The sequence below is a fragment of the Providencia sp. genome (assembly GCF_003533305.1).
GTDB lineage: Bacteria > Pseudomonadota > Gammaproteobacteria > Enterobacterales > Enterobacteriaceae > Providencia.
This window is the reverse complement of sequence record NZ_DOEH01000011.1, coordinates 1-24,203: the sequence shown is the minus strand read 5'-3', so window position 1 is coordinate 24,203 and position 24,203 is coordinate 1. Positions and strand designations below refer to the sequence as shown.

Here is a 24,203-nt window from a genome sequence, read left to right as displayed (position 1 = left end):
TGGAAAAATAAAAATGCGGAACAAATTAGCCATTTTTGATTTGGATGACACCTTAATTCAAGGAGATAGCAGCGTACTGTGGACGCAATATTTATGGGATAAAAAAATCATCAAAGACCCCCGTTTTGTCGAGGCTGATAAAACAATGATGGCGCAATACAATGCAGGATCTTTAGATATGGCAACATATTTGCGATTTAATTTGCAATCTCTTGCCAATATAAAAACAGAGCAAGTCGATCTGTGGCTCGATGATTTTATCGACACCATTATTATTCCGCGAATTTATCCCGAAGGATTAAGCACGATCGCCTTTTATCGATCTCAAAAGATCCCGATTATTGTGATCTCCGCAACCGTTTCATTTATTGTTAAAAAGGTAGCAAACAAACTTAATGCTGACGTCGCCATGGGCATTGATATCAAGCAACAAAGTGGTTGCTACACTACTGAAATAGAAGGTATTCCCACTTTCAAAGAAGGTAAAGTTAAGCGTCTAATGCATTGGGTAAGCCACCAACCCATCACCGATGCCTATATCTACTTTTACACCGACTCTGCCAACGACCTTCCCATGTGCTACTTTGCCGATGAAGTATTTATTATCAACGGCGACCCACGCTTACAACAAGCCGCCAATGAAAATAACTGGCCGCAATATACTTGGAGTTTGTAGGCCCAAACTTGTAATTTCGGTCTTAGTTTTGATCTTGGTTTTAACTAACCAATCTATCCAAAGGTTCCTCTAAATTATTCAAGCGAGAAGAAGGCGGCAAGCGAGGATATCCCAAGGAGCATACATAAGTATGTGACTTGGGTAGCCGAGAGCGGCCAACGCACTTATCGCTTGAAGAATGACGAGGAAAAAGCTTGAGAATCACAGAAAGCCCTCTATACTGATTATTCTTGTCGGAGTGCCTAGTATGCATTTGCATCGGGCTGAGACCGTTAATTCGGGATCCGCGGAACCTGATCGGGTTAATACCCGCGAAGGGAACAAGAGTAATCACTCAGCGTATTAACCATCATTTTTGACTTAATCTCACCTAAAACCGGTGATTGAAAAACAAACGATATGGTGAATTACAACACAATACGCAACGTCTTATTATTACTCCTCCGAACTCCTGACAAGCAACTTTCTTACGATAAACCTGCTAATACGCACAACTTATAAATGCGTTATAGCCCGTGACGATGTCAGGAAATTGCTATGTCTAATAATACAAATTTAACTAATGCTATACCGACCACAAATATTTCTGCAAAACCCGCCCCTGCTCGTACTCGAAAAGCACAAAGGGATGCCGCTGAAGACTTCATTAATACTGTTTCTGGTGTGTCATTTCCCAATTCAAAACGCATTTATTTACAAGGTTCAAGGGATGATATTCAAATTCCAATGCGTGAAATTCAGCTCTCTCCCACGCTGATTGGGGGCGATAATGAGAATCCTCAATTAGAAGAGAATGAACCCATTCCTATCTATGATACGTCAGGGCCTTATGGTGACCCCGCTTGCGAGCTAAATGTGCATGCAGGATTGCAAAAAATTCGGGCACCTTGGATACAAGCACGCGCAGATATCGAACCCGTTAAAAACCTCAGCTCTGATTTCACCCAGCAACGTTTAGCAGATGCAGGACTCGACCACCTACGTTTTAATAATCGCCCGCATCCATTAAAAGCGAAAAATACGAAGTGCGTCACTCAATTGCACTATGCACGTAAAGGGATCATAACCCCTGAAATGGAATTTATTGCCATTCGTGAAAATATGGGTCGCGAACGTATTCGTGGTGAAGTGCTTCTGCAACAGCATCCAGGACAAGGCTTTGGCGCTAATTTACCAGACAATATTACCCCTGAATTTGTTCGCCAAGAAATCGCCGCAGGCCGTGCCATTATTCCTGTAAATATAAACCATCCTGAATCTGAACCGATGATTATTGGCCGCAACTTCTTAGTTAAAGTGAATGCCAATATCGGTAACTCATCAGTCACGTCATCCATCGAAGAAGAAGTTGAGAAATTGATTTGGTCAACCCGTTGGGGTGCGGATACCGTCATGGATTTATCCACTGGTCGTTATATCCATGAAACTCGTGAATGGATTTTACGTAATAGCCCAGTGCCAATCGGCACGGTACCCATTTACCAAGCACTAGAAAAAGTAAACGGTGTGGCTGAAAATCTCACATGGGAAATGTTCCGTGACACCTTGCTTGAACAAGCTGAACAAGGTGTTGACTACTTCACCATTCACGCAGGGGTTTTGTTACGTTACGTTCCCATGACCGCAAAACGCCTTACGGGTATTGTCTCTCGTGGTGGCTCTATCATGGCAAAATGGTGTCTTTCACATCATCAAGAAAACTTTCTATATGAACATTTTCGTGAAATTTGTGAACTCTGCGCTGCCTACGATGTATCACTGTCGCTAGGAGATGGCCTGCGTCCAGGTTCAATTCAAGATGCTAATGATGCAGCGCAATTTGCAGAATTACATACCCTAGGTGAATTGACTAAAATCGCATGGGAATATGACGTTCAAGTGATGATTGAAGGTCCAGGACATGTGCCAATGCAGATGATACGTCGCAATATGACGGAAGAATTAGAACATTGCCACGAAGCGCCATTTTATACATTAGGCCCTTTAACTACCGATATCGCACCGGGCTATGACCATTTCACTTCCGGTATTGGTGCTGCGATGATTGGTTGGTTTGGTTGCGCGATGTTGTGTTACGTCACCCCCAAAGAGCATTTAGGCTTACCAAATAAAGAAGATGTGAAACAAGGTCTTATCACTTATAAAATTGCTGCTCACGCTGCGGATCTTGCTAAAGGGCACCCCGGTGCTCAAATTCGTGATAATGCAATGTCTAAGGCACGTTTTGAATTCCGTTGGGAAGATCAGTTCAACTTAGCATTAGACCCAGAAACGGCACGCAAATATCACGATGAAACTTTGCCTCAAGCCTCTGGGAAAGTCGCTCATTTCTGTTCTATGTGCGGCCCTAAATTCTGCTCAATGAAAATCTCACAAGAAGTCAGAGACTATGCTGCACAAAAAGAAATAGCAGCAAAAGAAGCGATTGAAAAAGAGAACGGAATGACGCAAATGTCAGAAGCTTTTCGAGCTCACGGTAGCGAGTTATACCATAGCGCAGAGGTCGTCAATGATGAAAAAATTGCTTAATTTACCGGATACTCCATTTCCGGAGACTGAGCACTGCCTTGGTCTGTACCCTGTTGTTGACTCCGTAGAATGGATTGAACGCCTGCTTAATGCGGGAGTTTCCACTCTCCAACTGCGAATTAAAGACAAGACCGATAGCGAAGTTCGTGATGATATCCAAAAAGCCATCACGCTTGGCAAACAATACAACGCACGCATATTTATCAATGACTATTGGCGTCTAGCAGTCGAATTTGGTGCTTATGGCGTTCACCTTGGGCAAGAAGATTTGGAAACTACTGACTTATTTGCCATTCATCAAGCAGGTCTGCGCCTAGGTGTTTCGACCCATGATGAACGTGAGCTTGCCATCGCCAAATCGGTGCGCCCTTCTTATATTGCAATGGGGCATATTTTTCCGACAGAAACCAAAGAGATGCCATCATCACCTCAAGGACTTGAAACACTCAAAAAAATGGTGGCAGCCACCCCAGAATACCCCACTGTCGCCATTGGCGGTATTTCAATAGATAGAGTTTCTGCGGTGCTTGAAACCGGTGTCGGCAGTGTCGCTCTCGTCAGTGCGATCACCAAAGCTGAAGATTGGCAAAAGGCGACAAAGGTACTGTTGGATTTAGTTGAAAGCGATAATTCACATTAATTAATTGGTAATCATAATGAAATCCATAATTTATTAATTTTATTGATAATTATGAAAAATATAAATATGGCTCATTATGATTATTCGAAGGAGCTTATCATGTTAAGTGACCAAGAATTTATGCGTTACAGCCGCCAGCTATTACTGGAAGATGTCAGCCCTGTAGGACAACAGAAACTCAAAAATAGCAAAGTACTCATTGTGGGTCTAGGAGGATTAGGCTCACCCGCGAGTCTCTATTTAGCGGGGGCGGGTGTTGGTGAGATATGGCTTGCCGATCACGATGAATTGCATGTTTCAAATCTACAACGGCAAATGCTCTACAACACTGATGATATTTCAAAATCTAAAGCACAATTAGCCGCCCATCGACTTAACCAATTAAACCCGCTGATAAAAACACACGTTTTACAGAAAAAATTGGATATCGATACATTAATTCCGTTAGTCGCACAAGTCGATTTAGTCCTTGATTGCTGTGACAATATGGCAACTCGCCATGCTGTCAACATGGCTTGTGTTAAAACGAATAAAGCCTTAATCAGCGGCAGTGCTGTCGGTTTTGGCGGGCAGCTCATGGTGTTTGAGCCGCCATTTAGCTCAGGCTGTTATGCCTGTCTTTATCCTGAAAATGAGGAGCCACAACGCAACTGCCGTACCGCGGGTGTTTTAGGTCCTGTCGTCGGCATTATTGGCACATTACAAGCACTCGAAGCGATTAAGTTGCTAGTCGGTCTGCCTTCTTCTCTTAGTGGTAAATTGCGTTTATTCGATGGAAAACAACAACATTGGAATACATTGCAGCTCACCCCATCTATGCAGTGCTCTATCTGTCGAGAGGAAACATGCATATCATAATTAATGACCAACCGATGCAGTTTGCATCGCCAATGACGGTCACTCAATTGTTTATCACACTTGGTCGCCAAACATCAGGCTCAGCACTAGCAATAAACCAAATCGTCATTCCTAAGAGCCAGTGGGATAGTCATCTTATTAATGAAAAAGATAATATCTTGCTATTTCAAGCTATTGCAGGAGGCTAATCATGTTAAAAATTGCAGATTTCACATTTCAATCGCGTTTATTTACGGGCACAGGTAAATTTGCTAGCGCTAGCGTGATGCAAGAATCTATCAAAGCATCAGGCAGTCAATTAGTCACTATGGCCATGAAACGAATTGATTTACGAGGACAAGACGATGGTATTTTGCTGCCATTACAAGAGCTCGGTATCAAATTATTGCCAAATACCTCTGGGGCAAAGAACGCGCAAGAAGCCATATTTGCCGCACGTCTTGCTCGTGAAGCACTAGGTACTCATTGGGTTAAACTGGAAATTCATCCAGATATGCAATACTTATTGCCGGATCCGATTGAAACATTATTAGCAGCAGAACAACTCGTCAAAGAAGGTTTTGTGGTACTTCCCTATTGCAGTGCTGATCCAGTTTTATGTCGACGCTTAGAAGAAGTCGGTTGCGCCGCAGTTATGCCTCTGGGTGCACCAATTGGCACAAATAAAGGCTTAGTCACCAAAGAAATGCTACGAATTATTATCGAGCAAGCACGTATTCCCGTTATCGTTGATGCTGGTATTGGCGCACCAAGCCATGCAGTCGAAGCAATAGAAATGGGCGCAGATGCTGTCCTTGTTAATACCGCGATTGCTGTTGCTAAACAACCCATATTGATGGCTAAAGCTTTCAAAATGGCAGTTGAAGCGGCCGAACTTGCCTATCAAGGTGGTCTTGCAGCATCAAAACAACAAGCTCAAGCATCAAGCCCTTTAACGAGTTTCTTAGGGGAGCTGCAATGAACGCCAGCTTCAGTGAACGCTTACAGGCGCTCAATTGGGACGATATTACCTTAAGTATTCATAGTAAAACCTCAAAAAATGTCACGGATGCCTTAGCAAGTGATACGTTAACACTCGACGATTTTATGGCGTTACTTTCCCCTGCCGCTCGCCCTTTCATCGAACAAATGGCACAAAAAGCACAAAAGCTCACAAGGCAACGATTTGGCCATGCTGTTGGTTTTTATGTTCCATTATATCTGTCAAATTTATGCGCAAACGATTGTACTTATTGTGGTTTTTCAATGAGCAATCGAATTAAACGTAAAACACTTAATGAGACTGAAATCATTAATGAATGCGAAACCATACGCAAGATAGGATTTGACAGTTTATTGCTCGTGACTGGCGAACATCAAAGCAAAGTGGGAATGGATTATTTTCGGCGCTATCTGCCGATTATTCGCCAATATTTTAGTTCGTTAATGATGGAAGTGCAGCCATTAAGCACAGACGAATATCGAGAATTAAAATCGCTAGGTCTTGATGGGGTAATGGTTTACCAAGAAACTTATCATGAACCCACCTATCAGCTTCATCATCTTAAAGGCAAAAAACAAGATTTTCATTGGCGATTAGCAACCCCCGAACGTTTAGGTCAAGCAGGTATTGATAAAATTGGTTTAGGTGCACTCATTGGGTTATCAAATAGCTGGCGAACTGACTGTTATATGGTTGCCGAACATCTGCTTTATCTACAGCAACATTATTGGCAAACGCGTTACTCTATTTCATTTCCTCGCCTGCGACCTTGTGCTGGTGGCATTGAACCTGCCTCTTTAATGAATGACACAGAACTGGTGCAACTGATTTGTGCTTTTCGCTTATTAGCACCAAATGTTGAACTGTCATTATCTACACGAGAATCACCTTATTTTCGTGACCATGTAGTACCTTTAGCGATTAATAATGTCAGTGCTGGTTCAAAAACACAGCCAGGAGGCTATGCAGACTCAACGGAAGAATTAGAACAATTCACACCTCATGATAATCGTAGTGCTGCGCAAGTTGCACAAGCCTTGGTAAAATCAGGGCTACAACCCGTTTGGAAAGATTGGGATGGCTACTTAGGGCGCTAATATTAGGGGCTAATTTAAAAAAAGATTAGCCCCTGATTTATTACTACTTGTGACGATGACTTGTTAAGTCCTGAGTATCTTTTTTCATTAAATGAACAATAAAATGTATTAATAGCTAAAAATAAACTTTATTTTTTAATAGGTAATTACGCATATATAAACAAATATAATAAAATATGACTTTAGTATTTTAGACTCTGCTGCAAATCGAGTTGGAATTATAAATAAAAATGCCAAAACACAAAATAAGTGTATTAACAATAGAATTTAAGATAAGAAGGGATAATAGGGAATGTTACATAAATATAGGATAAGATAAATATAACTAACTGTTTAATATCAATTAATTAACAACAAAAATCAATATATAGCTAAGGTCAAATATTTTAGTTCATTAAGTAATTAAAACCACTATTAATTATTCATTTTATACACTCGGTAGCATTTCTTAAAAAAAATCAAAATATCTGATACTCGTCTTATTATTTTCCATGATAAAAGAATACTGTTGAAATGAGATTACATTCATAAACAAAACAAAAGTATAAAATATTCATCATTGCGATGCCGGAGAATAGAAAGAATGAATATCGTTGACCGTTTTATTTCTTACACCAAAGTTAACACCACCACCGATCGGGAAAAAGGCGCAGCAGGCATCATGCCATCATCAGAAGGCCAGCGCGTACTTGCACAAAAATTAGTTAAAGAACTCGAAGCATTAGGCATTGAAGATATTAAGTTACGTGATACTGCGATTGTCACGGCAACATTGCCCTCTAACCTGGATTATGATGTGCCAACGGTGGCTTTCTTTGGCCACTTAGACACCAGTGCGGAACAAACTAATGACACTAAAGCGCAAATTCTACCTTATAACGGTGAAGATATTTGCATGAATAAAGCGCTAAATATCTACCTGCGTAAAAGCGAATTCCCTGAACTTGCTGACTATTTAGGTGACGATATCATCGTCACTGATGGTACGAGCTTACTCGGCGCAGATGATAAAGCCGCTATCGCATCGATTATGGATATGCTGCAATATTTCAAACAAAACCCAGAAATCAAACACGGTACAATTAAAATTGGCTTTGTTCCTGATGAAGAGCAAGGGCTTCGCGGTGCAAAAGTATTTGATGTTAAAGAATTTGGTGCGGATTTCGCTTATACATTAGACTGTTGTGGTATCGGCGAGCTGGTTTATGAGAACTGGAATGCAGGTGATGTAGAAGTTATTTTTACCGGTAAGTCGGCTCATCCTATGTCAGCAAAAGGAAAACTAAAAAATTCCCTTCTAATGGCACAAAAATTTATCGCAATGTTACCCGGCGGTGAAGCTCCTGAATATACAGATGGTCGCGAAGGCTATTACTGGGTTAAGCAGATGTCTGGCAATAGTGCACGCACGGTCTTAAAATTGGATGTCCGCGATTTTACTGAAGATGGCTACCGTACTCGCATGGCGTTTTTGAAAAAATTAGCAGATCACTGTGAAGATTTGTGGGGAGCAGAAAGCGTCACCTGTATCCTCGCAGACCGCTATTCAAACGTCTATAACAGTTTACAAGGTGAAAATCGCTATCCTATTGATATTGCAGTTGATGCTTATCAAGCTTGTGGTATCACTCCTAAAGTTATTCCTATGCGTGGTGGCTATGATGGCGCGGCTCTATCACAAAATGGTTTACCTTGCCCGAATATCTTTACCGGTGCTCACAATTTCCATTCAATCTATGAATACCTACCAGTGAAATCTTTATATGCAGCCAGTGATGTATTGAAGCAAGTAGTACAAATCACCGCTGAACGCTTCAAACCAGGAGCTAAAGCATGATCCCAATTCTAACGGTTCTTATCATCGTTGTTTTGGTTGCACGTTTTATTCTAAAAGGATACAAAGCTGAACCCGTATTATTAATTGCGGGTTTAGCATTGATGATCTGTACCCTTGCCCTCGGTTGGGGTCCTATTCTTCCTAAAAATGTTGCAACCACGGGGATCACTTGGCTCGATCCTTTTGAAGTTATGCGCGATTTGTTCAGTAGCCGTGCCGCTGACCTTGGTTTAATGATCATGGCGCTGATGGGATTTGCTCAATATATGGATCATATCGGCGCTAATGAAGCCGTTGTCCGCGTTGCAACAAAACCATTGAAAAATATGCGTTCACCTTATGTACTGCTATTTTTCTCATTCCTACTAGCCAGTGTTTTACAACTTGCGATTCCATCAGCAACTGGCCTCGCAGTCTTATTGATGGGCACCATGTTCCCTATCATGATTGGTCTTGGTTTATCGCCAGCTTCTGCGGCTGGGGTTATCGCGACCTCACTTGGTGTGGCTTATACGCCAACGGCAATTGATGCCATTCGTGGTGCAAAAGCAGTCGATATGTCAGTGGTTGAATATGTACTTTACTACCAAGGACCTGCGGCATTAGCAACTGTCCTTGTTGTCGGTATTACACATATTTTTTGGCAACGTCATTGTGACCGTAAGCAAGGGTTTATACCTGAAATAGGTAAAGCCGTTTCGTCTCACGAAAAAAATGACAGCACCAAATCAGTACCGGGATATTATGCACTACTTCCTATGTTACCGATTATCATGGCTGTCGGAACCTCAAATCTGTTCTTTGAAGGCATTCACTTAGACGTAGTTACGATTGTTCTAATCGCAATGACAATTTGTATGGTCATTGAAACAGTGAGAGTACGTAATTTCAAAATCGTTTGTAATGGCTTCCAAACCTTTTTAAATGGTATGGGTCACGCCTTTAGTAACGTTGTAGGATTATTGGTTGCTGCGGGTGTCTTCGCTCATGGTATTAAAGTCAGTGGCGCCATTGACCAATTAATTATCATGGCTGAATCTGTTGGCTTACCACCATTTGCTATGGCTTTAGTCTTTGCTGTTGTAACACTCGCTGCTGCTATTATCATGGGGTCGGGTAATGCGCCATTCCTAGCATTTGTCGAGTTGATCCCACAAATAGCTCACAGTATGGGTGTAAATCCAATCTCAATGATTCTACCTATGCAACAAGCATCACATATGGGTCGAGGAATGTCACCCGTCGCAGGGGTCATCATTGCGGTATCAAGTGGAGCTAAGTTACAGCCGTTTGATGTTGTTAAGCGAACGGCTGTACCACTCATGGTCGGTTTCGTGGCTCACTGTGCGATTATCGGGATATTCTATTAACGTATTTAATCACTTAATATTCAAATAATCATGTAACTAAAAAGAGGGGAAATATTCCTCTCTTTTTAATTAAAGATTACTTTATTATATAATAACTATTTTTCTCAATGTTTACATTCACATAGTTTTGAAGTTTCATGGTGTTTATTGATTTCTTTTGGACAACAAGAATCAATTGTTTTATTAATTATTTCTGCCAATGTATTAACTGTTAATAAAATAGTAGGAAGATACTCACACACACTTGTACAATTTGATACTTCTGTATTTAAATCAGCAGGTGGATTCAAACTATCACAAAGTATCTCTTGTAAAACGAGTGCAAAATTTGCAATCCCTGTTGTATAAATATAAGAACGGCCACCCGTTTCTAATGCGAGCCGCTCATATTCTTTTGTAATTTTATCTCTCTCAGCTAATGTTGGGAAACGATCAATATTTGACGGATCATCATTTGGCGTTCCCTGATAGGTATATACTTTAGCATGTGCATTTTGAGCAGCAAAAATAGCTTCATTATTTTTTAGTACTGCTGCATTCGTTAATATTCCACCACCACCCTCCATTCCTTCATCACCAAGGACAAAAATAGCTCTACGTGCATCATCACGCCAATCAAAGTAGTGACTCACATCAATAACTGCACGACATAAATCTTCTTTATTACCAGCATGGTCAATTCCATCAATCTCTTTAAATGGCAATCTCGCTTGTAAGCTACTTTGACTAATACCAAGTCCAGTAAGGTAATTGCTTACCGTTTGATCAAACTTTGTATTGTCCCACGTTCCTTGTATTCCCAAAAATGTTGCTCTAAGTTGTGAAGGGCAGCTAGCTGAGGCCTTCTCAATAGCTATATCGATTTGTTGGCTAAGATCTGTCGATTCATCCGACATTGAACCACTAGTATCAATAATAATAACAATATCAAGTGCTATTGGACCGCTACCTGTCACTATCTGAGATAGATTACTCACATTCATCAAGGTAGAAGTTATATCTGAGGAAGCGAAACCATCTTTATTATTATCAAATTCAAAATTATTTTCAGTCATCATTATTTCCCTTTATATTTTATCATTCCTAATATCTATAGATATATAAAATTAAATTTAAATATATTATTTAACCAGCCTGTGATTAATACTGGAGTCATTATTATTACTTCATTTCTCACTTACAAGCCTCCTTAATTAATAGAAGGAACTTATCTTTTTTATTAGGTTAGAAATTAAATAAAAATTTGAAATAATTAATCAGTTTATTATTTGAATAATATAAAAAAATGTAGTTTTATGAGAAAACTGAAAGAAATAAAGGAGATGGGATATAAATAACTAATTACTGTTTCTAGCCATTCAATAAAATAATTATAAAAAAACTGGCGCCTTTCGGACGCCAGTTTTTATCAAGCTACTATAGTGAAATCAGTAATTACTTCTGATTACCACTTGAAAAGCCTGCATTTAACAGTTCAGCCAAGTTCGCTGTTGCTTCATCTGCGCTGACTTGTGGAGCTTCCACTACATCATTCAGATGACGACGACGAATACGTTCCTGATGGTAAGCAAAACCTGTACCAGCAGGGATCAGACGTCCAACAATAACGTTCTCTTTCAGACCGCGCAGTTCATCACGTTTACCTGCTACCGCAGCTTCTGTCAGTACGCGAGTTGTTTCTTGGAACGATGCTGCTGAGATAAAGGATTCTGTTGCCAGAGATGCTTTAGTAATACCCAACAAGTCACGAGCATAATTTGCTGTGATTTTACCATCGAGCTCAAGTTTACGGTTCGCAACTTTCACACGTGAGTACTCAATCTGCTCACCTTCGAGGAATTCAGAACTTCCTGCATCCGCGATAGTGACTTTACGCAGCATCTGACGCACGATAACTTCAATGTGTTTATCGTTTATCTTAACGCCTTGTAAGCGGTAAACTTCCTGAACTTCGTTAGTGATGTAACGAGTAACAGCATGAACACCACGTAGACGTAGAATATCATGCGGAGACTCTGGACCATCGGAAACTACGTCACCGCGTTCAACGATCTCACCTTCAAACACGTTGAGCTGACGCCATTTAGGGATCATCTCTTCGTACGGCTCAGAACCATCTAATGGAGTGATAACCAGACGACGCTTACCTTTGGTCTCTTTACCGAACGAGATTATCCCGCTGATTTCAGCAAGGATAGCAGGCTCTTTCGGACGACGAGCTTCAAACAAGTCAGCAACACGTGGTAGACCACCCGTGATATCTTTAGTACCCACAGATTCCTGTGGAATACGCGCTAAAGTATCACCCGCTTTGATAGCGATGCCATCATCTAACTGAACAATTGCTTTACCCGGTAAGAAGTACTGAGTAGGCATGTCTGTGTTAGGAATAAGAACATCATTACCATTTGCATCGATAACACGCAATGCAGGACGTAAATCCTTACCACTTGCTGTACGCTCAGCGCTATCCAGAACAACGATTGACGACAGACCTGTTAATTCATCAGTCTGGCGAGTCATTGACTGGCCATCAAGCATGTCAGAGAAACGGATAATACCGGTAACTTCACTGACAACTGGCATTGTATGCGGATCCCAGTTAGCAACGGTCTCGCCGCCAGCAACTGACGCACCATCACCTTTAGTAAGGTGCGCACCATAAGGCACTTTGTAACTCTCTTTAGTACGACCGAATTCATCAATCAGACGCAATTCTGTATTACGAGAAGTAATAACCAGTTTACCTTCAGAGTTTGTTACATATTTCGCATTAAATAACTTCAGAGTACCGCTATTACGGACTTGAATGCTAGATTCTGCTGCCGCACGAGATGCCGCACCACCGATATGGAACGTACGCATCGTCAGCTGTGTACCTGGTTCACCGATTGACTGCGCGGCGATAACACCGATAGCTTCACCTTTATTAATGATATGACCACGAGCAAGGTCACGACCATAACAGTGAGCACACACACCAAAGTCAGTTTCACAACTTACAACAGAACGTACTTTAACGCTGTCAACCGAATTAGCTTCTAACAGGTCACACAGTTTTTCATGAAGTAGTGTATTACGAGGTACTAAGATATCTGCAGTACCTGGATTCAGGATATCTTCTGCAGTTACACGACCAAGTACACGTTCACGCAATGGTTCTTTAACGTCGCCACCCTCGATAACCGGAGTCATCAGGATACCTTCGTGAGTACCACAGTCGTCTTCAGTAACTACCAAGTCTTGTGCAACGTCAACTAAACGACGTGTCAAGTAACCGGAGTTTGCTGTTTTCAATGCTGTATCCGCAAGACCTTTACGAGCACCATGCGTAGAGATAAAGTACTGAAGAACGTTCAGACCTTCACGGAAGTTCGCCGTGATTGGTGTTTCGATGATTGAGCCATCTGGCTTAGCCATCAGACCACGCATACCTGCTAGCTGACGAATCTGAGCTGCAGAACCACGAGCACCGGAGTCGGCCATCATAAAGATACTGTTGAAAGAAACTTGTTGTTCTTCAATGCCATCACGGTTGATAACACTTTCAGTAGACAAGTTTTCCATCATCGCTTTAGCAACACGTTCGTTTGCTGCTGCCCAGATATCGATAACTTTGTTATAACGTTCGCCGGCTGTAACCAAACCAGACTGGAATTGTTCCTGAATTTCAGCAACTTCCGCTTCTGCTTCTGCGATAATTCCTGCTTTTTTCTCAGGAATAACCATATCATCGATACCAACTGATGCACCAGAACGCGCAGCATAAGCAAAACCGGTATACATGATTTGGTCAGCAAAAATAACAGTCGGTTTCATACCGAGTACGCGGTAACAGGTATTTAGCATCTTAGAGATTGCTTTCTTACCTAGCGCTTGGTTAACCAGCTCAAAAGGTAGACCTTTTGGCACGATCATCCATAAAATCGCACGACCAACTGTGGTATCAACTAAACCAGTGTTAATCGTAATGTTACCTTCTGTATCTTTAACTTCTTCAGTAATACGAACTTTAACGCGAGCATGCAATGATGCATGACCTGAACGGTAAACACGCTCAGCTTCTTTAGGACCGGCTAATACCATGCCCTCGCCCTTCGCGTTTACGCAGTCACGAGTCATGTAGTAAAGACCCAATACAACGTCCTGTGAAGGAACGATGATAGGCTCACCACTTGCCGGTGACAGAATATTGTTTGTTGACATCATCAACGCACGTGCTTCTAACTGAGCTTCCAAAGTTAGAGGAACGTGTACCGCCATTTGGTCACCATCGAAGTCGGCGTTGTATGCCGCACAAACCAATGGGTGCAATTGGATAGCTTTACCTTCGATCAAAATTGGTTCAAAAGCTTGGATACCCAGACGGTGAAGTGTTGGTGCGCGGTTCAGCATAACTGGGTGTTCGCGGATAACTTCATCCAAGATATCCCAAACAACCGCTTCTTCGCGCTCAACCATTTTCTTCGCAGCTTTAATGGTTGTTGCCAGACCACGTAATTCTAATTTGCCATAGATAAATGGTTTGAATAACTCAAGAGCCATTTTCTTAGGCAGACCGCACTGATGCAGACGTAGGTATGGACCTACGGTGATAACAGAACGACCTGAATAGTCAACACGCTTACCAAGTAAGTTCTGACGGAAACGACCTTGTTTACCTTTGATCATATCGGCCAAAGATTTCAGAGGGCGCTTGTTAGAACCTGTAATTGCACGACCACGACGACCGTTATCTAACAGTGCATCAACCGCTTCTTGCAACATACGTTTTTCGTTACGTACGATGATATCTGGCGCAGCCAGATCCAGAAGACGTTTCAGACGGTTATTACGGTTGATTACACGACGATATAGATCGTTCAGATCTGACGTTGCGAAACGACCACCATCCAAAGGAACTAATGGACGTAAATCAGGTGGTAATACTGGTAGAACGTTTAAGATCATCCACTCTGGTTTATTACCAGATAGAATAAATGCTTCCAGTAGTTTGATACGTTTAGTCAGCTTTTTACGCTTAGTTTCAGAGTTAGTTTCATTCAACTCTTCACGTAGCGTTTCACACTCGTTCTCAAGATCGAGGTTTTTCAGCAGGCCTTGGATTGCTTCCGCACCCATTTTCGCATCAAATTCGTCACCGAACTCTTCCAACGCATCTAAGTATTGCTCTTCTGTCAGAATCTGTGCGCGTTCAAGGCTAGTCATTCCGCCTTCAACAACAACATAAGATTCAAAATACAGAACACGTTCGATATCACGCAGTGGCATATCAAGCAGCAAACCGATACGGGATGGTAATGATTTTAAGAACCAAATATGTGCAGTCGGTGATGCAAGTTCAATATGACCCATGCGCTCACGACGGACTTTGGTCTGTGTGACTTCAACGCCACACTTCTCACAAATCACACCACGGTGTTTTAAACGTTTGTACTTACCGCACAGACATTCATAATCTTTTACTGGCCCGAAAATACGTGCACAGAAAAGGCCGTCACGCTCAGGTTTGAACGTACGGTAGTTAATCGTTTCTGGCTTTTTAACTTCACCAAATGACCATGAACGGATCATGTCAGGTGATGCCAGAGCAATTTTGATCGCATCAAACTCTTCGGTCTTGGTTTGCGCTTTCAGAAACTTAATTAAGTCTTTCACTAAATAGCTCCTGTCGGAGTTAGACCTGTCAGGTGAGTGGTCAAGCCACTCTCCCCAAATCCCACTGCTTACATGAGCCGGAAGGCTGATAAATCAGACCTTCCGGCGCAAAACGAATTACTCGTCTTCCAGCTCGATGTTAATACCTAGTGAGCGGATTTCTTTCAGTAATACGTTGAAAGATTCCGGCATACCAGGTTCCATCTGATGGCTGCCATCGACGATGTTTTTATACATCTTCGTACGGCCGTTAACGTCATCCGATTTAACTGTAAGCATTTCTTGAAGAGTATAGGCTGCACCATATGCTTCCAGTGCCCACACTTCCATCTCCCCGAAACGCTGACCACCGAACTGCGCTTTACCACCCAGCGGTTGCTGAGTAACCAAGCTATAAGAACCAGTTGAACGGGCATGCATTTTATCATCAACTAAGTGGTTCAATTTCAGCATGTACATGTAACCAACGGTGACCTGACGCTCAAATTTCTCGCCAGTACGACCATCAAACAGTGAAATCTGACCTGAAGTTGGCAATCCGCCCAGTTTCAGTAATTCTTTAATTTCTTTCTCTTTTGCACCATCAAACACTGGTGTTGCAATTGGCATACCTTTTTTCAGGTTCTCAGCCAAACGCATAACGTCTTCATCAGAGAAAGTATTCAAATCAACTTTCTGACGCGGATCATCACCAAGATCATAAGCTTTTTGGATAAATTCACGCAGTTTAGCAATATCTTCTTGCTGCTTAAGCATAGCATTGATTTTGTCACCAATACCTTTAGCAGCCATACCTAAGTGCGTTTCCAAAATCTGACCGATGTTCATACGTGATGGTACGCCCAGTGGGTTCAGAACGATGTCAACTGGGTTACCGTTTTCATCGTAAGGCATGTCTTCAACTGGGTTGATTTTTGAGATAACACCTTTGTTACCATGGCGACCCGCCATTTTATCACCCGGTTGGATCTGACGTTTAACAGCCAGATAAACCTTAACAATTTTCAGTACACCCGGAGCTAGATCATCACCTTGGGTGATCTTACGACGTTTCGCATCAAGTTTTTTCTCAAACTCAGATTTCAATTCGTCATATTGCTCAGCTAACTGCTCTAACTGGTTCTGCTTCTCTTCATCAGCTAGAGACAACTCTAACCAACGATCGCGAGGCAGTTTATCCAATTTTTCAGCTTCAATTCCACCGTTAATCAGTACAGAACGAATACGAGCAAACAGAGCGCCTTCAAAAATACGTAGCTCTTCTGTTAAGTCTTTCTTCGCATCACGTAACTGAGTTTCTTCGATTTCAAGCGCACGTTTATCTTTCTCTACGCCATCACGAGTGAAGACCTGTACGTCAATAATTGTACCGGAAACACCGTTTGGAACACGTAAAGAAGAATCTTTAACGTCAGACGCTTTTTCACCGAAGATAGCACGCAGTAATTTCTCTTCTGGCGTTAATTGAGTCTCACCTTTAGGTGTTACTTTACCAACCAGAATGTCACCGCCTTTCACTTCAGCACCGATATAAACGATACCGGATTCATCAAGTTTAGAAAGTGCAGCTTCACCAACGTTTGGAATATCAGCAGTAATTTCTTCAGGCCCCAATTTAGTGTCACGAGACACACAAGAGAGTTCCTGAATATGAATAGTTGTAAAACGATCTTCTTGAACAACACGCTCGGAAACTAAGATGGAGTCTTCGAAGTTATAACCATTCCATGGCATAAATGCCACGCGCATATTTTGACCAAGTGCTAATTCACCAAGGTCTGTTGAAGGACCATCAGCTAACACATCACCACGTTCAACAGGCTCACCTAAAGATACACAAGGCATCTGATTAATACAGGTGTTCTGGTTAGAACGGGTATATTTAGTCAGGTTATAAATGTCAATTCCAGCTTCGCCTGGATGCATTTCGTCTTCGTTAACTTTAATTACGATACGAGAAGCATCAACGTACTGAACAGAACCGCCACGAGTTGCAACAGCAGTAACACCGGAGTCAACCGCAACTGCACGTTCCATACCTGTACCGACTAATGGTTTGTCTGCACGTAAAGTAGGAACCGCTTGACGTTGCATGTTCGCACCCATCAATGCACGGTTAGCATCATCGTGTTCAAGGAATGGGATGAGTGACGCACCAACAGAGACGATCTGTTGAGTCGAAACGTCCATATATTCAACTTGTTCGCGGCTAAATAAACTTGATTCACCACGGTTACGACAAGTAATTAGTTCTTCGATAAAGCTACCATCTTCACCTAAAACGGTGTTTGCCTGAGCAATGATGAAGTTACCTTCTTCAATCGCAGACAGATAGTGAATTTCATCAGTAACAAGACCATCACGAACTAAACGATAAGGTGTTTCTAGGAAACCATACTCATTGGTCTGTGCATAAACAGATAATGAGTTAATCAGACCGATGTTCGGGCCTTCAGGGGTTTCGATAGGGCAAACACGACCGTAGTGAGTTGGATGTACGTCACGAACTTCAAAGCCCGCACGTTCACGAGTCAAACCACCTGGGCCTAACGCAGAGATACGACGTTTGTGCGTAATTTCAGATAATGGGTTGTTCTGGTCCATAAATTGAGACAATTGGCTGGAACCAAAGAACTCTTTTACTGCCGCTGAAATTGGCTTCGCATTAATCATATCCTGTGGCATCAATGCATCGAGGTCGCCCAGAGAAAGACGCTCTTTCACTGCACGTTCAACACGAACCAGACCAACGCGGAACTGATTTTCTGCCATCTCACCGACTGAACGAATACGGCGGTTACCTAAGTGGTCAATATCATCCACTTCACCCCTACCGTTACGAATATCAATGAGTTTTCTCATTACTTCAATGATATCGTCTTTGCTTAGGATGCCTGAACCTTCAATCTCTTCACGATTTAGTGAACGATTGAATTTCATACGGCCCACAGCAGAAAGATCGTAACGGTCTTCAGAGAAGAACAAGTTTTCGAACAGATTTTCGGCTGCTTCACGTGTTGGTGGCTCACCAGGACGCATCATACGGTAGATTTCTACCAGCGCACCTAAGCGGTCGTTTGTTGGATCGACACGGACAGTTTCAGACATATATGCGCCGTGATCTAAGTCATTCGTAAACAATGTTTCAATTGTTTTATGACCTGATTGGCTCAGACGTGCCAACATATCCAATGAAAGTTCCATATTCGCTGCACAAATCAGCTCACCAGTACTTTCATCAATGTAATCTTTTGCTACCACTTTACCCGCGATATATTCAACAGGAACTTCAATGCTGTTGACTTCTTCTTTCTCGAGTAAGCGGATATGACGAGCAGTGATACGACGGCCTTTTTCAACATAAATTTTGCCGTTTGCTTCAATATCAAAAGAAGCAGTTTCACCGCGTAGACGCTCAGGAACCAGCGTCATCATCAATTTGTTATCACGAATTTGGAATACAGTTTTATCGAAGAACAAGTTCAAGATGTCTTCGGTACTGTAATTCATTGCACGCAGAATAATAGTCGCTGGTAATTTACGGCGACGGTCGATACGTACAAATAAATTATCTTTCGGGTCAAATTCGAAATCAAGCCATGAGCCACGGTAAGGGATGATACGTGCGTTATAAAGCACTTTACCTGAAGAGTGAGTCTTCCCTTTATCGCTATCAAAGAATACGCCTGGGCTACGGTGCAACTGAGAAACAATAACACGCTCAGTACCGTTGATAACAAAAGTTCCGTTTTCAGTCATGAGTGGAATTTCACCCATGTAAACTTCTTGTTCTTTGATATCTTTAACGGTGCCTTCCGGTGCTTCACGCTCATAAACGATGAGACGTAACTTCACACGCAGAGGTGCAGAATAAGTAATACCGCGAATTTGACATTCTTTAACATCAAAAACAGGCTCACCTAAACGATAGCTGACATATTGTAGTTCAGCATTACCACTGTAGCTCTGAATTGGAAACACAGAACGGAAAGCTGCTTCCAGCCCATTCTGGCCATCAGGATCTTGCTCGATAAACTTCTGGAACGAGTCAAGTTGGATAGAAAGGAGATAAGGTATGTCCAAAACTTGTGGACGTTTACCAAAATCCTTACGAATACGTTTTTTCTCGGTATAGGAGTAAACCATAGGTTTCCTCAGCTCGTTGATCAGTGACCCAAGTTGTTCTTCCTAAAATAGTCAGGACAGAACCGCAACGCGTTTTTTAGAAATGGAAAATGAATACTTTCCTGAATACTTATTACTATCACTCTTAAACCATTTCATTGCATTGCTTTTGCTACCGAGCTGCCCGAGCGGGTCGTAGCTAAGAAATACAGTATATTAAGTCGTCAATAGAAAGAAGTATTGGGGGGGTTGTTAACATCAAAATTGCGTGAAAAGCTGTTAACACCCATCACGCTTTACAGCGTAAAAAGGCTGGTGATTAAAAATCACCAGCCAACAACCTAATGAGTTAGGCTGCGAAGTCAAAGCTGAAATTATTTAATTTCAACTTCAGCGCCTGCTTCCACAAGAGCTTTCTTCAGAGTTTCAGCTTCATCTTTATTAGCGCCTTCTTTAATAGCCGCTGGTGCAGATTCAACTAAATCTTTAGCTTCTTTCAAGCCAAGGCCAGTTGCGCCGCGAACTGCTTTGATTACTGAAACTTTGTTAGGACCGACAGCGGTAAGCATAACATCGAATTCAGTTTTTTCTTCAGCAGCTTCAGCAGGACCCGCAGCAACAGCAACAGCTGCAGCAGCAGAAACGCCGAATTTTTCTTCCATCATAGTAATCAGTTCAACAACGTCCATTACAGACATTTCAGCAACTGCATCAAGGATTTGGTCTTTAGTGATAGACATAACAAGTGTTCCTAAAATTCAGAAATAGTTTATACGTTAACAAGCAACGAAGGAAAGGGCTTATGCAGCTTCTTTCTGATCGCGCAGAGCAGCCAGTGTGCGAACCAATTTGCCTGCAGAGGCTTCTTTCATGGTTGCCATCAGGCGTGCGATTGCTTCATCGTAAGTTGGGAGTGTTGCCAGACGATCAATATCTTGACCCTGGATTAACTCACCTTCAAAGGCCGCAGCTTTAATCTCAAATGCTGGATTCGCTTTCGCGAACTCTTTGAACAGACGAGCAGCAGCGCCCGGGTGTTCATTAGAGAAAGCAATCAAGGTTGGACCAACAAACGCGTCTTTCAGGACTTCATAAGAAGTACCTTGAACAGCTAGACGGATCAACGTGTTACGAACAACACGAATATAAACGCCAGCTTCGCGACCTGCTTTACGCAGTTCAGTCATTTTTGCTACAGTTACGCCGCGTGAATCAGCAACAACTGCAGAAAGCGCGCCTTTGGCTACTTCGCTGACTTCAGCAACAATCGCTTGTTTGTCTTGAAGATTTAGTGCCATTAGCTTCTTGCTCCTGGATTAACCGGGAAAACCCGGGGACTCACATCACTCATACACAACATTGTGTCTAAGCGTAAATCACGGTGAGCAGAAGTCAGAATAAAATTCTAGGTATCTCTGTCACCGTCTACGCAGGTAAGATTAAGTAGTAGTTATACACCTGAACTACACCTGCGGTCTTGGACGGGGTCTGGAAAAGGCCAGACTCCATACCGAATTTGTGGTTTGTTGAGTATATTACCCAAAGGCTCAAACACCCAACAAACTCAAGGCGTCAAATTTTATACAAATTTGACGCAAAGGTAAAGCTTAATAACCAAATAGCCTAAGAAGGCTCAGTTATTAAATTGTCGCTGACAGACCAGATTGGTCAACAGCAACACCTGCACCCATTGTAGTAGACAGGCTAACTTTCTTGATAAAAACACCTTTAGCAGAAGCTGGTTTTGCTTTTTTCAGCGCAATCAACAGTGACTCTAGGTTTTCTTTCAATTGGTTAGAATCGAAATCAACTTTACCGATAGTGGTATGGATGATTCCGTTTTTGTCATTACGGTAACGAACTTGACCTGCTTTAGCATTTTGAACAGCTTCAGCAACGTTAGGCGTTACAGTACCTACTTTCGGGTTTGGCATCAGACCACGTGGGCCTAGGATTTGACCTAATTGGCCAACAACGCGCATTGCATCAGGAGAAGCAATAACAACGTCAAAATCCATTTCGCCAGCTTTGATTTTATCAGCCAAATCTTCCATACCTACCAGTTCAGCACCTGCAGCTTTTGCAGCTTCAGCGTTTGCGCCTTGTGCAAATACAGCAACGCGAACAGAACGGCCAGTACCGTGTGGCAATACAGTCGCGCCACGAACGTTTTGGTCTGATTTACGAGCATCGATGCCTAGATTAACAGCAACATCAACGCTTTCTACGAATTTAGCAGTTGCTAATTCTTTCAGCAGTGAAAGGGCTTCATTGATGTCGTATTGTTTAGTAACATCAACTTTTTCACGGATATTGCGCATGCGCTTATTCAGTTTAGCCATTGATTAATCCTCCACTACCAGGCCCATGGAACGAGCAGTACCTTCAATTGAACGCATCATAGCGTCAACATCAGAACCAGTCATGTCCGCAGCTTTAGTTTCCGCAATTTCACGGATCTGAGCAGAGGTCACTTTACCTACTTTATCTTTATTCGGTTTGCCCGAACCAGATTTAACGCCAGCTGCTTTTTTCAGCAATACTGCTGCAGGAGGAGTTTTAGTAATAAAAGTGAATGAACGGTCTGCATAAACAGTAATAACAACAGGAGTTGGTAGGCCTTTTTCTAGACCTTCTGTTTTTGCGTTAAACGCTTTACAGAATTCCATGATGTTAACACCTTGCTGACCCAATGCTGGACCAACAGGAGGGCTTGGGTTAGCCATACCAGCTGCAACTTGCAGCTTAACGTAGGCTTGGACTTTCTTAGCCATGAATATTTCCTCTAAATGGGTAGTAACGCCTTACTAAATAAGGCTCCCCGTTGCATTAACATGCCCCGCAAAATAATTTGCAAAACATAAAATATTTTTTGCCAAATAAAAAACTAAGGCGCGAAATTATATTCAAATTTCACGCCCTTTGCAAGCCTGTTCTTTGGTCTTTTAATAACCAACTTATTTTTAAGCTGTTTTTTAGTGCTATGCTTTTTCTACTTGACCAAAATCCAGTTCGACTGGTGTAGCACGACCAAAAATAGAAACAGAGACTTTTAAGCGGCTTTTTTCGTAATCAATTTCTTCAACAACACCATTAAAGTCAGCAAACGGACCTTCACTAACACGAACCATTTCACCCGGCTCAAACAGTGTTTTAGGACGTGGTTTATCGCCCACTTGTTGTAAGCGATTCATAATCGCATCAACTTCTTTGTCGCTAATTGGCGCTGGACGATCTGATGTTCCGCCGATAAAGCCCATTACACGAGGGACACTGCGCACTAAGTGCCAAGAGTCATCATTCATGGTCATTTGGACTAAAACATAGCCTGGAAAGAATTTACGTTCACTCTTACGACGTTGGCCACCACGAATTTCAACAACTTCTTCAGTTGGGACCATAACTTCGCCAAAAGAGTCTTCCATGGCATGTAATTTGATGTATTCACGTAAAGACTGTGCTACGCGACCTTCAAAACCAGAGAATGCCTGAACGACATACCAGCGCTTTTTAGGTGAATCTGACATTTAGAATAACCTCAGGCTTGTAATAAATGAAACTAAACGCACTAGGATACCATCTAATCCCCACAGTATTAACGACATAACAGCCGTTACTGCAGCAACAATTAATGTAGTTTGTAATGTTTCCTGGCGAGTAGGCCAAATAACTTTTTTCATCTCAATGCGAGCTTCGCGCGCAAATGTCAGTGTTGCTTTACCCTTTGTTGTCCACAAAGCGATAGCACCAGCTGCAGCGACAACGGCGACAACGGCAAAAGCACGCAGCGCGAGATTATATTGACGGAAGTAGTAATTACCCACTATCGCAATGATTAGTAAGCCACAGACAACCACCCATTTGAAGATGTCTGCACTGCGTCCATTTCCTTGAGCTTCGCTATTCGTACTCATAATTCAACCTGTTACCATGAAGTATGTATAAAGCCCGCTTGCCTTACAAAGGTAAAACAACCAGACCAAACCAATAGAATATGCCAACATATCCCTTAATTCACTACAGCTAAGCCTGCAAAATCTGAAAGGAATACGATAACAAATACCTACGAAGTAGAAACCATACCTCAAAAATAATAGCGGTAGGCATTATCTATTTCTTCGCAGAAAATTCAGCATGCTCAGTTAATTTTTGACTCGCCTATTATGAAATAAAATTTCTTTTCGTGGCAGCGGTAAAATATACCATATCTTCCGAGCAAAACCTTTATAAATCTCATATAACTGTACAAAGCAATAAGTACTGTTATTAATTCGTGATTTGAGAGCCTATCTCACCAATAATTATAACAATGATTGATGAGATAGGTTCTTAAATTTTACAACGTATAAAAAGGGCATCTATTTGATGCCCTTTTTACTAACGTAGTTCTTTCTTATTCAGAAAGAGCGATATTATGCAATAACTTTTGCA

18 protein-coding genes and 1 riboswitch are annotated in these 24,203 nt (G+C 42.0%); of the genes, 9 read left to right on the top strand and 9 right to left on the bottom strand.

Annotated elements, in window-relative coordinates; all coding sequences use genetic code 11:
* Window positions 1–13: 13 nt before the first annotated feature.
* The 9 genes from DD649_RS05545 (at window position 14) to dcuC (ending at window position 9,989) form a co-directional block, all read left to right on the top strand.
* The gene (locus DD649_RS05545) at window positions 14–676 is read left to right on the top strand and encodes an HAD family hydrolase (protein ID WP_294104471.1); all 663 of its coding nucleotides are present in this window, start codon (window positions 14–16) and stop codon (window positions 674–676) included.
* A gap of 224 nt (window positions 677–900) precedes the next feature.
* Window positions 901–1,013, top strand: a riboswitch (TPP riboswitch).
* A 200-nt stretch (window positions 1,014–1,213) separates the two neighbouring features.
* Complete coding sequence (gene thiC, locus DD649_RS05540; RefSeq protein WP_294104470.1) at window positions 1,214–3,205, top strand: phosphomethylpyrimidine synthase ThiC; 1,992 nt, start codon at window positions 1,214–1,216, stop codon at window positions 3,203–3,205.
* The gene (gene thiE / locus DD649_RS05535) at window positions 3,189–3,845 is read left to right on the top strand and encodes a thiamine phosphate synthase (protein WP_294104502.1); all 657 of its coding nucleotides are present in this window, start codon (window positions 3,189–3,191) and stop codon (window positions 3,843–3,845) included. The genes thiC and thiE overlap by 17 nt, the downstream gene beginning before the upstream one ends.
* Before the next feature lie 99 nt (window positions 3,846–3,944).
* The gene (locus DD649_RS05530) at window positions 3,945–4,703 is read left to right on the top strand and encodes a HesA/MoeB/ThiF family protein (protein WP_294104468.1); all 759 of its coding nucleotides are present in this window, start codon (window positions 3,945–3,947) and stop codon (window positions 4,701–4,703) included.
* Complete coding sequence (thiS, locus tag DD649_RS05525; protein WP_294104467.1) at window positions 4,691–4,891, top strand: sulfur carrier protein ThiS; 201 nt, start codon at window positions 4,691–4,693, stop codon at window positions 4,889–4,891. Before DD649_RS05530 ends, thiS begins: the two co-directional genes overlap by 13 nt.
* A gap of 2 nt (window positions 4,892–4,893) precedes the next feature.
* Window positions 4,894–5,664, top strand: a complete 771-nt coding sequence (locus DD649_RS05520) for a thiazole synthase (RefSeq protein WP_336429451.1) — start codon at window positions 4,894–4,896, stop codon at window positions 5,662–5,664.
* Window positions 5,661–6,782, top strand: a complete 1,122-nt coding sequence (gene thiH, locus DD649_RS05515) for a 2-iminoacetate synthase ThiH (RefSeq protein ID WP_294104463.1) — start codon at window positions 5,661–5,663, stop codon at window positions 6,780–6,782. The genes DD649_RS05520 and thiH overlap by 4 nt, the downstream gene beginning before the upstream one ends.
* A 583-nt stretch (window positions 6,783–7,365) precedes the next feature.
* Entirely contained in the window at window positions 7,366–8,619 is a 1,254-nt protein-coding gene (gene pepT, locus DD649_RS05510) for a peptidase T (protein WP_336429448.1), read from the top strand.
* The gene (gene dcuC, locus DD649_RS05505) at window positions 8,616–9,989 is read left to right on the top strand and encodes a C4-dicarboxylate transporter DcuC (RefSeq protein ID WP_294104458.1); all 1,374 of its coding nucleotides are present in this window, start codon (window positions 8,616–8,618) and stop codon (window positions 9,987–9,989) included. The genes pepT and dcuC overlap by 4 nt, the downstream gene beginning before the upstream one ends.
* A 104-nt stretch (window positions 9,990–10,093) precedes the next feature.
* Here dcuC and DD649_RS05500 read toward each other — a convergent pair whose 3' ends face one another.
* The 9 genes from DD649_RS05500 to secE form a co-directional block, all read right to left on the bottom strand.
* Window positions 10,094–10,972: a VWA domain-containing protein gene (locus DD649_RS05500; RefSeq protein WP_336429465.1), complete on the bottom strand. Its 879-nt coding sequence runs from the start codon at window positions 10,970–10,972 to the stop codon at window positions 10,094–10,096.
* A 451-nt stretch (window positions 10,973–11,423) separates the two neighbouring features.
* Window positions 11,424–15,647 carry a DNA-directed RNA polymerase subunit beta' gene (gene rpoC / locus DD649_RS05495; protein WP_294104456.1) on the bottom strand — a complete coding sequence of 1,408 codons (4,224 nt, stop codon included), beginning with the start codon at window positions 15,645–15,647 and terminating at the stop codon, window positions 11,424–11,426.
* Between the two features lie 117 nt (window positions 15,648–15,764).
* A complete protein-coding gene (gene rpoB, locus DD649_RS05490; RefSeq protein WP_294104454.1) occupies window positions 15,765–19,793 on the bottom strand; it encodes a DNA-directed RNA polymerase subunit beta in 4,029 nt (1,342 codons plus the stop codon).
* Between the two features lie 353 nt (window positions 19,794–20,146).
* Entirely contained in the window at window positions 20,147–20,512 is a 366-nt protein-coding gene (gene rplL, locus DD649_RS05485; protein ID WP_294104452.1) for a 50S ribosomal protein L7/L12, read from the bottom strand.
* Window positions 20,513–20,572: 60 nt separating this feature from the next.
* Window positions 20,573–21,070 carry a 50S ribosomal protein L10 gene (gene rplJ / locus DD649_RS05480; RefSeq protein ID WP_294104450.1) on the bottom strand — a complete coding sequence of 166 codons (498 nt, stop codon included), beginning with the start codon at window positions 21,068–21,070 and terminating at the stop codon, window positions 20,573–20,575.
* A gap of 342 nt (window positions 21,071–21,412) precedes the next feature.
* On the bottom strand, window positions 21,413–22,114 hold the full coding sequence (rplA, locus tag DD649_RS05475) for a 50S ribosomal protein L1 (protein ID WP_294104448.1): 702 nt from the start codon (window positions 22,112–22,114) through the stop codon (window positions 21,413–21,415).
* Window positions 22,115–22,117: 3 nt separating this feature from the next.
* Window positions 22,118–22,546, bottom strand: coding sequence for a 50S ribosomal protein L11 (rplK, locus tag DD649_RS05470; protein ID WP_294104446.1), 429 nt, complete (start codon window positions 22,544–22,546; stop codon window positions 22,118–22,120).
* Between the two features lie 207 nt (window positions 22,547–22,753).
* Entirely contained in the window at window positions 22,754–23,299 is a 546-nt protein-coding gene (nusG, locus tag DD649_RS05465; RefSeq protein WP_294104444.1) for a transcription termination/antitermination protein NusG, read from the bottom strand.
* On the bottom strand, window positions 23,300–23,686 hold the full coding sequence (gene secE, locus DD649_RS05460; RefSeq protein WP_294104442.1) for a preprotein translocase subunit SecE: 387 nt from the start codon (window positions 23,684–23,686) through the stop codon (window positions 23,300–23,302).
* Window positions 23,687–24,203: the final 517 nt, after the last annotated feature.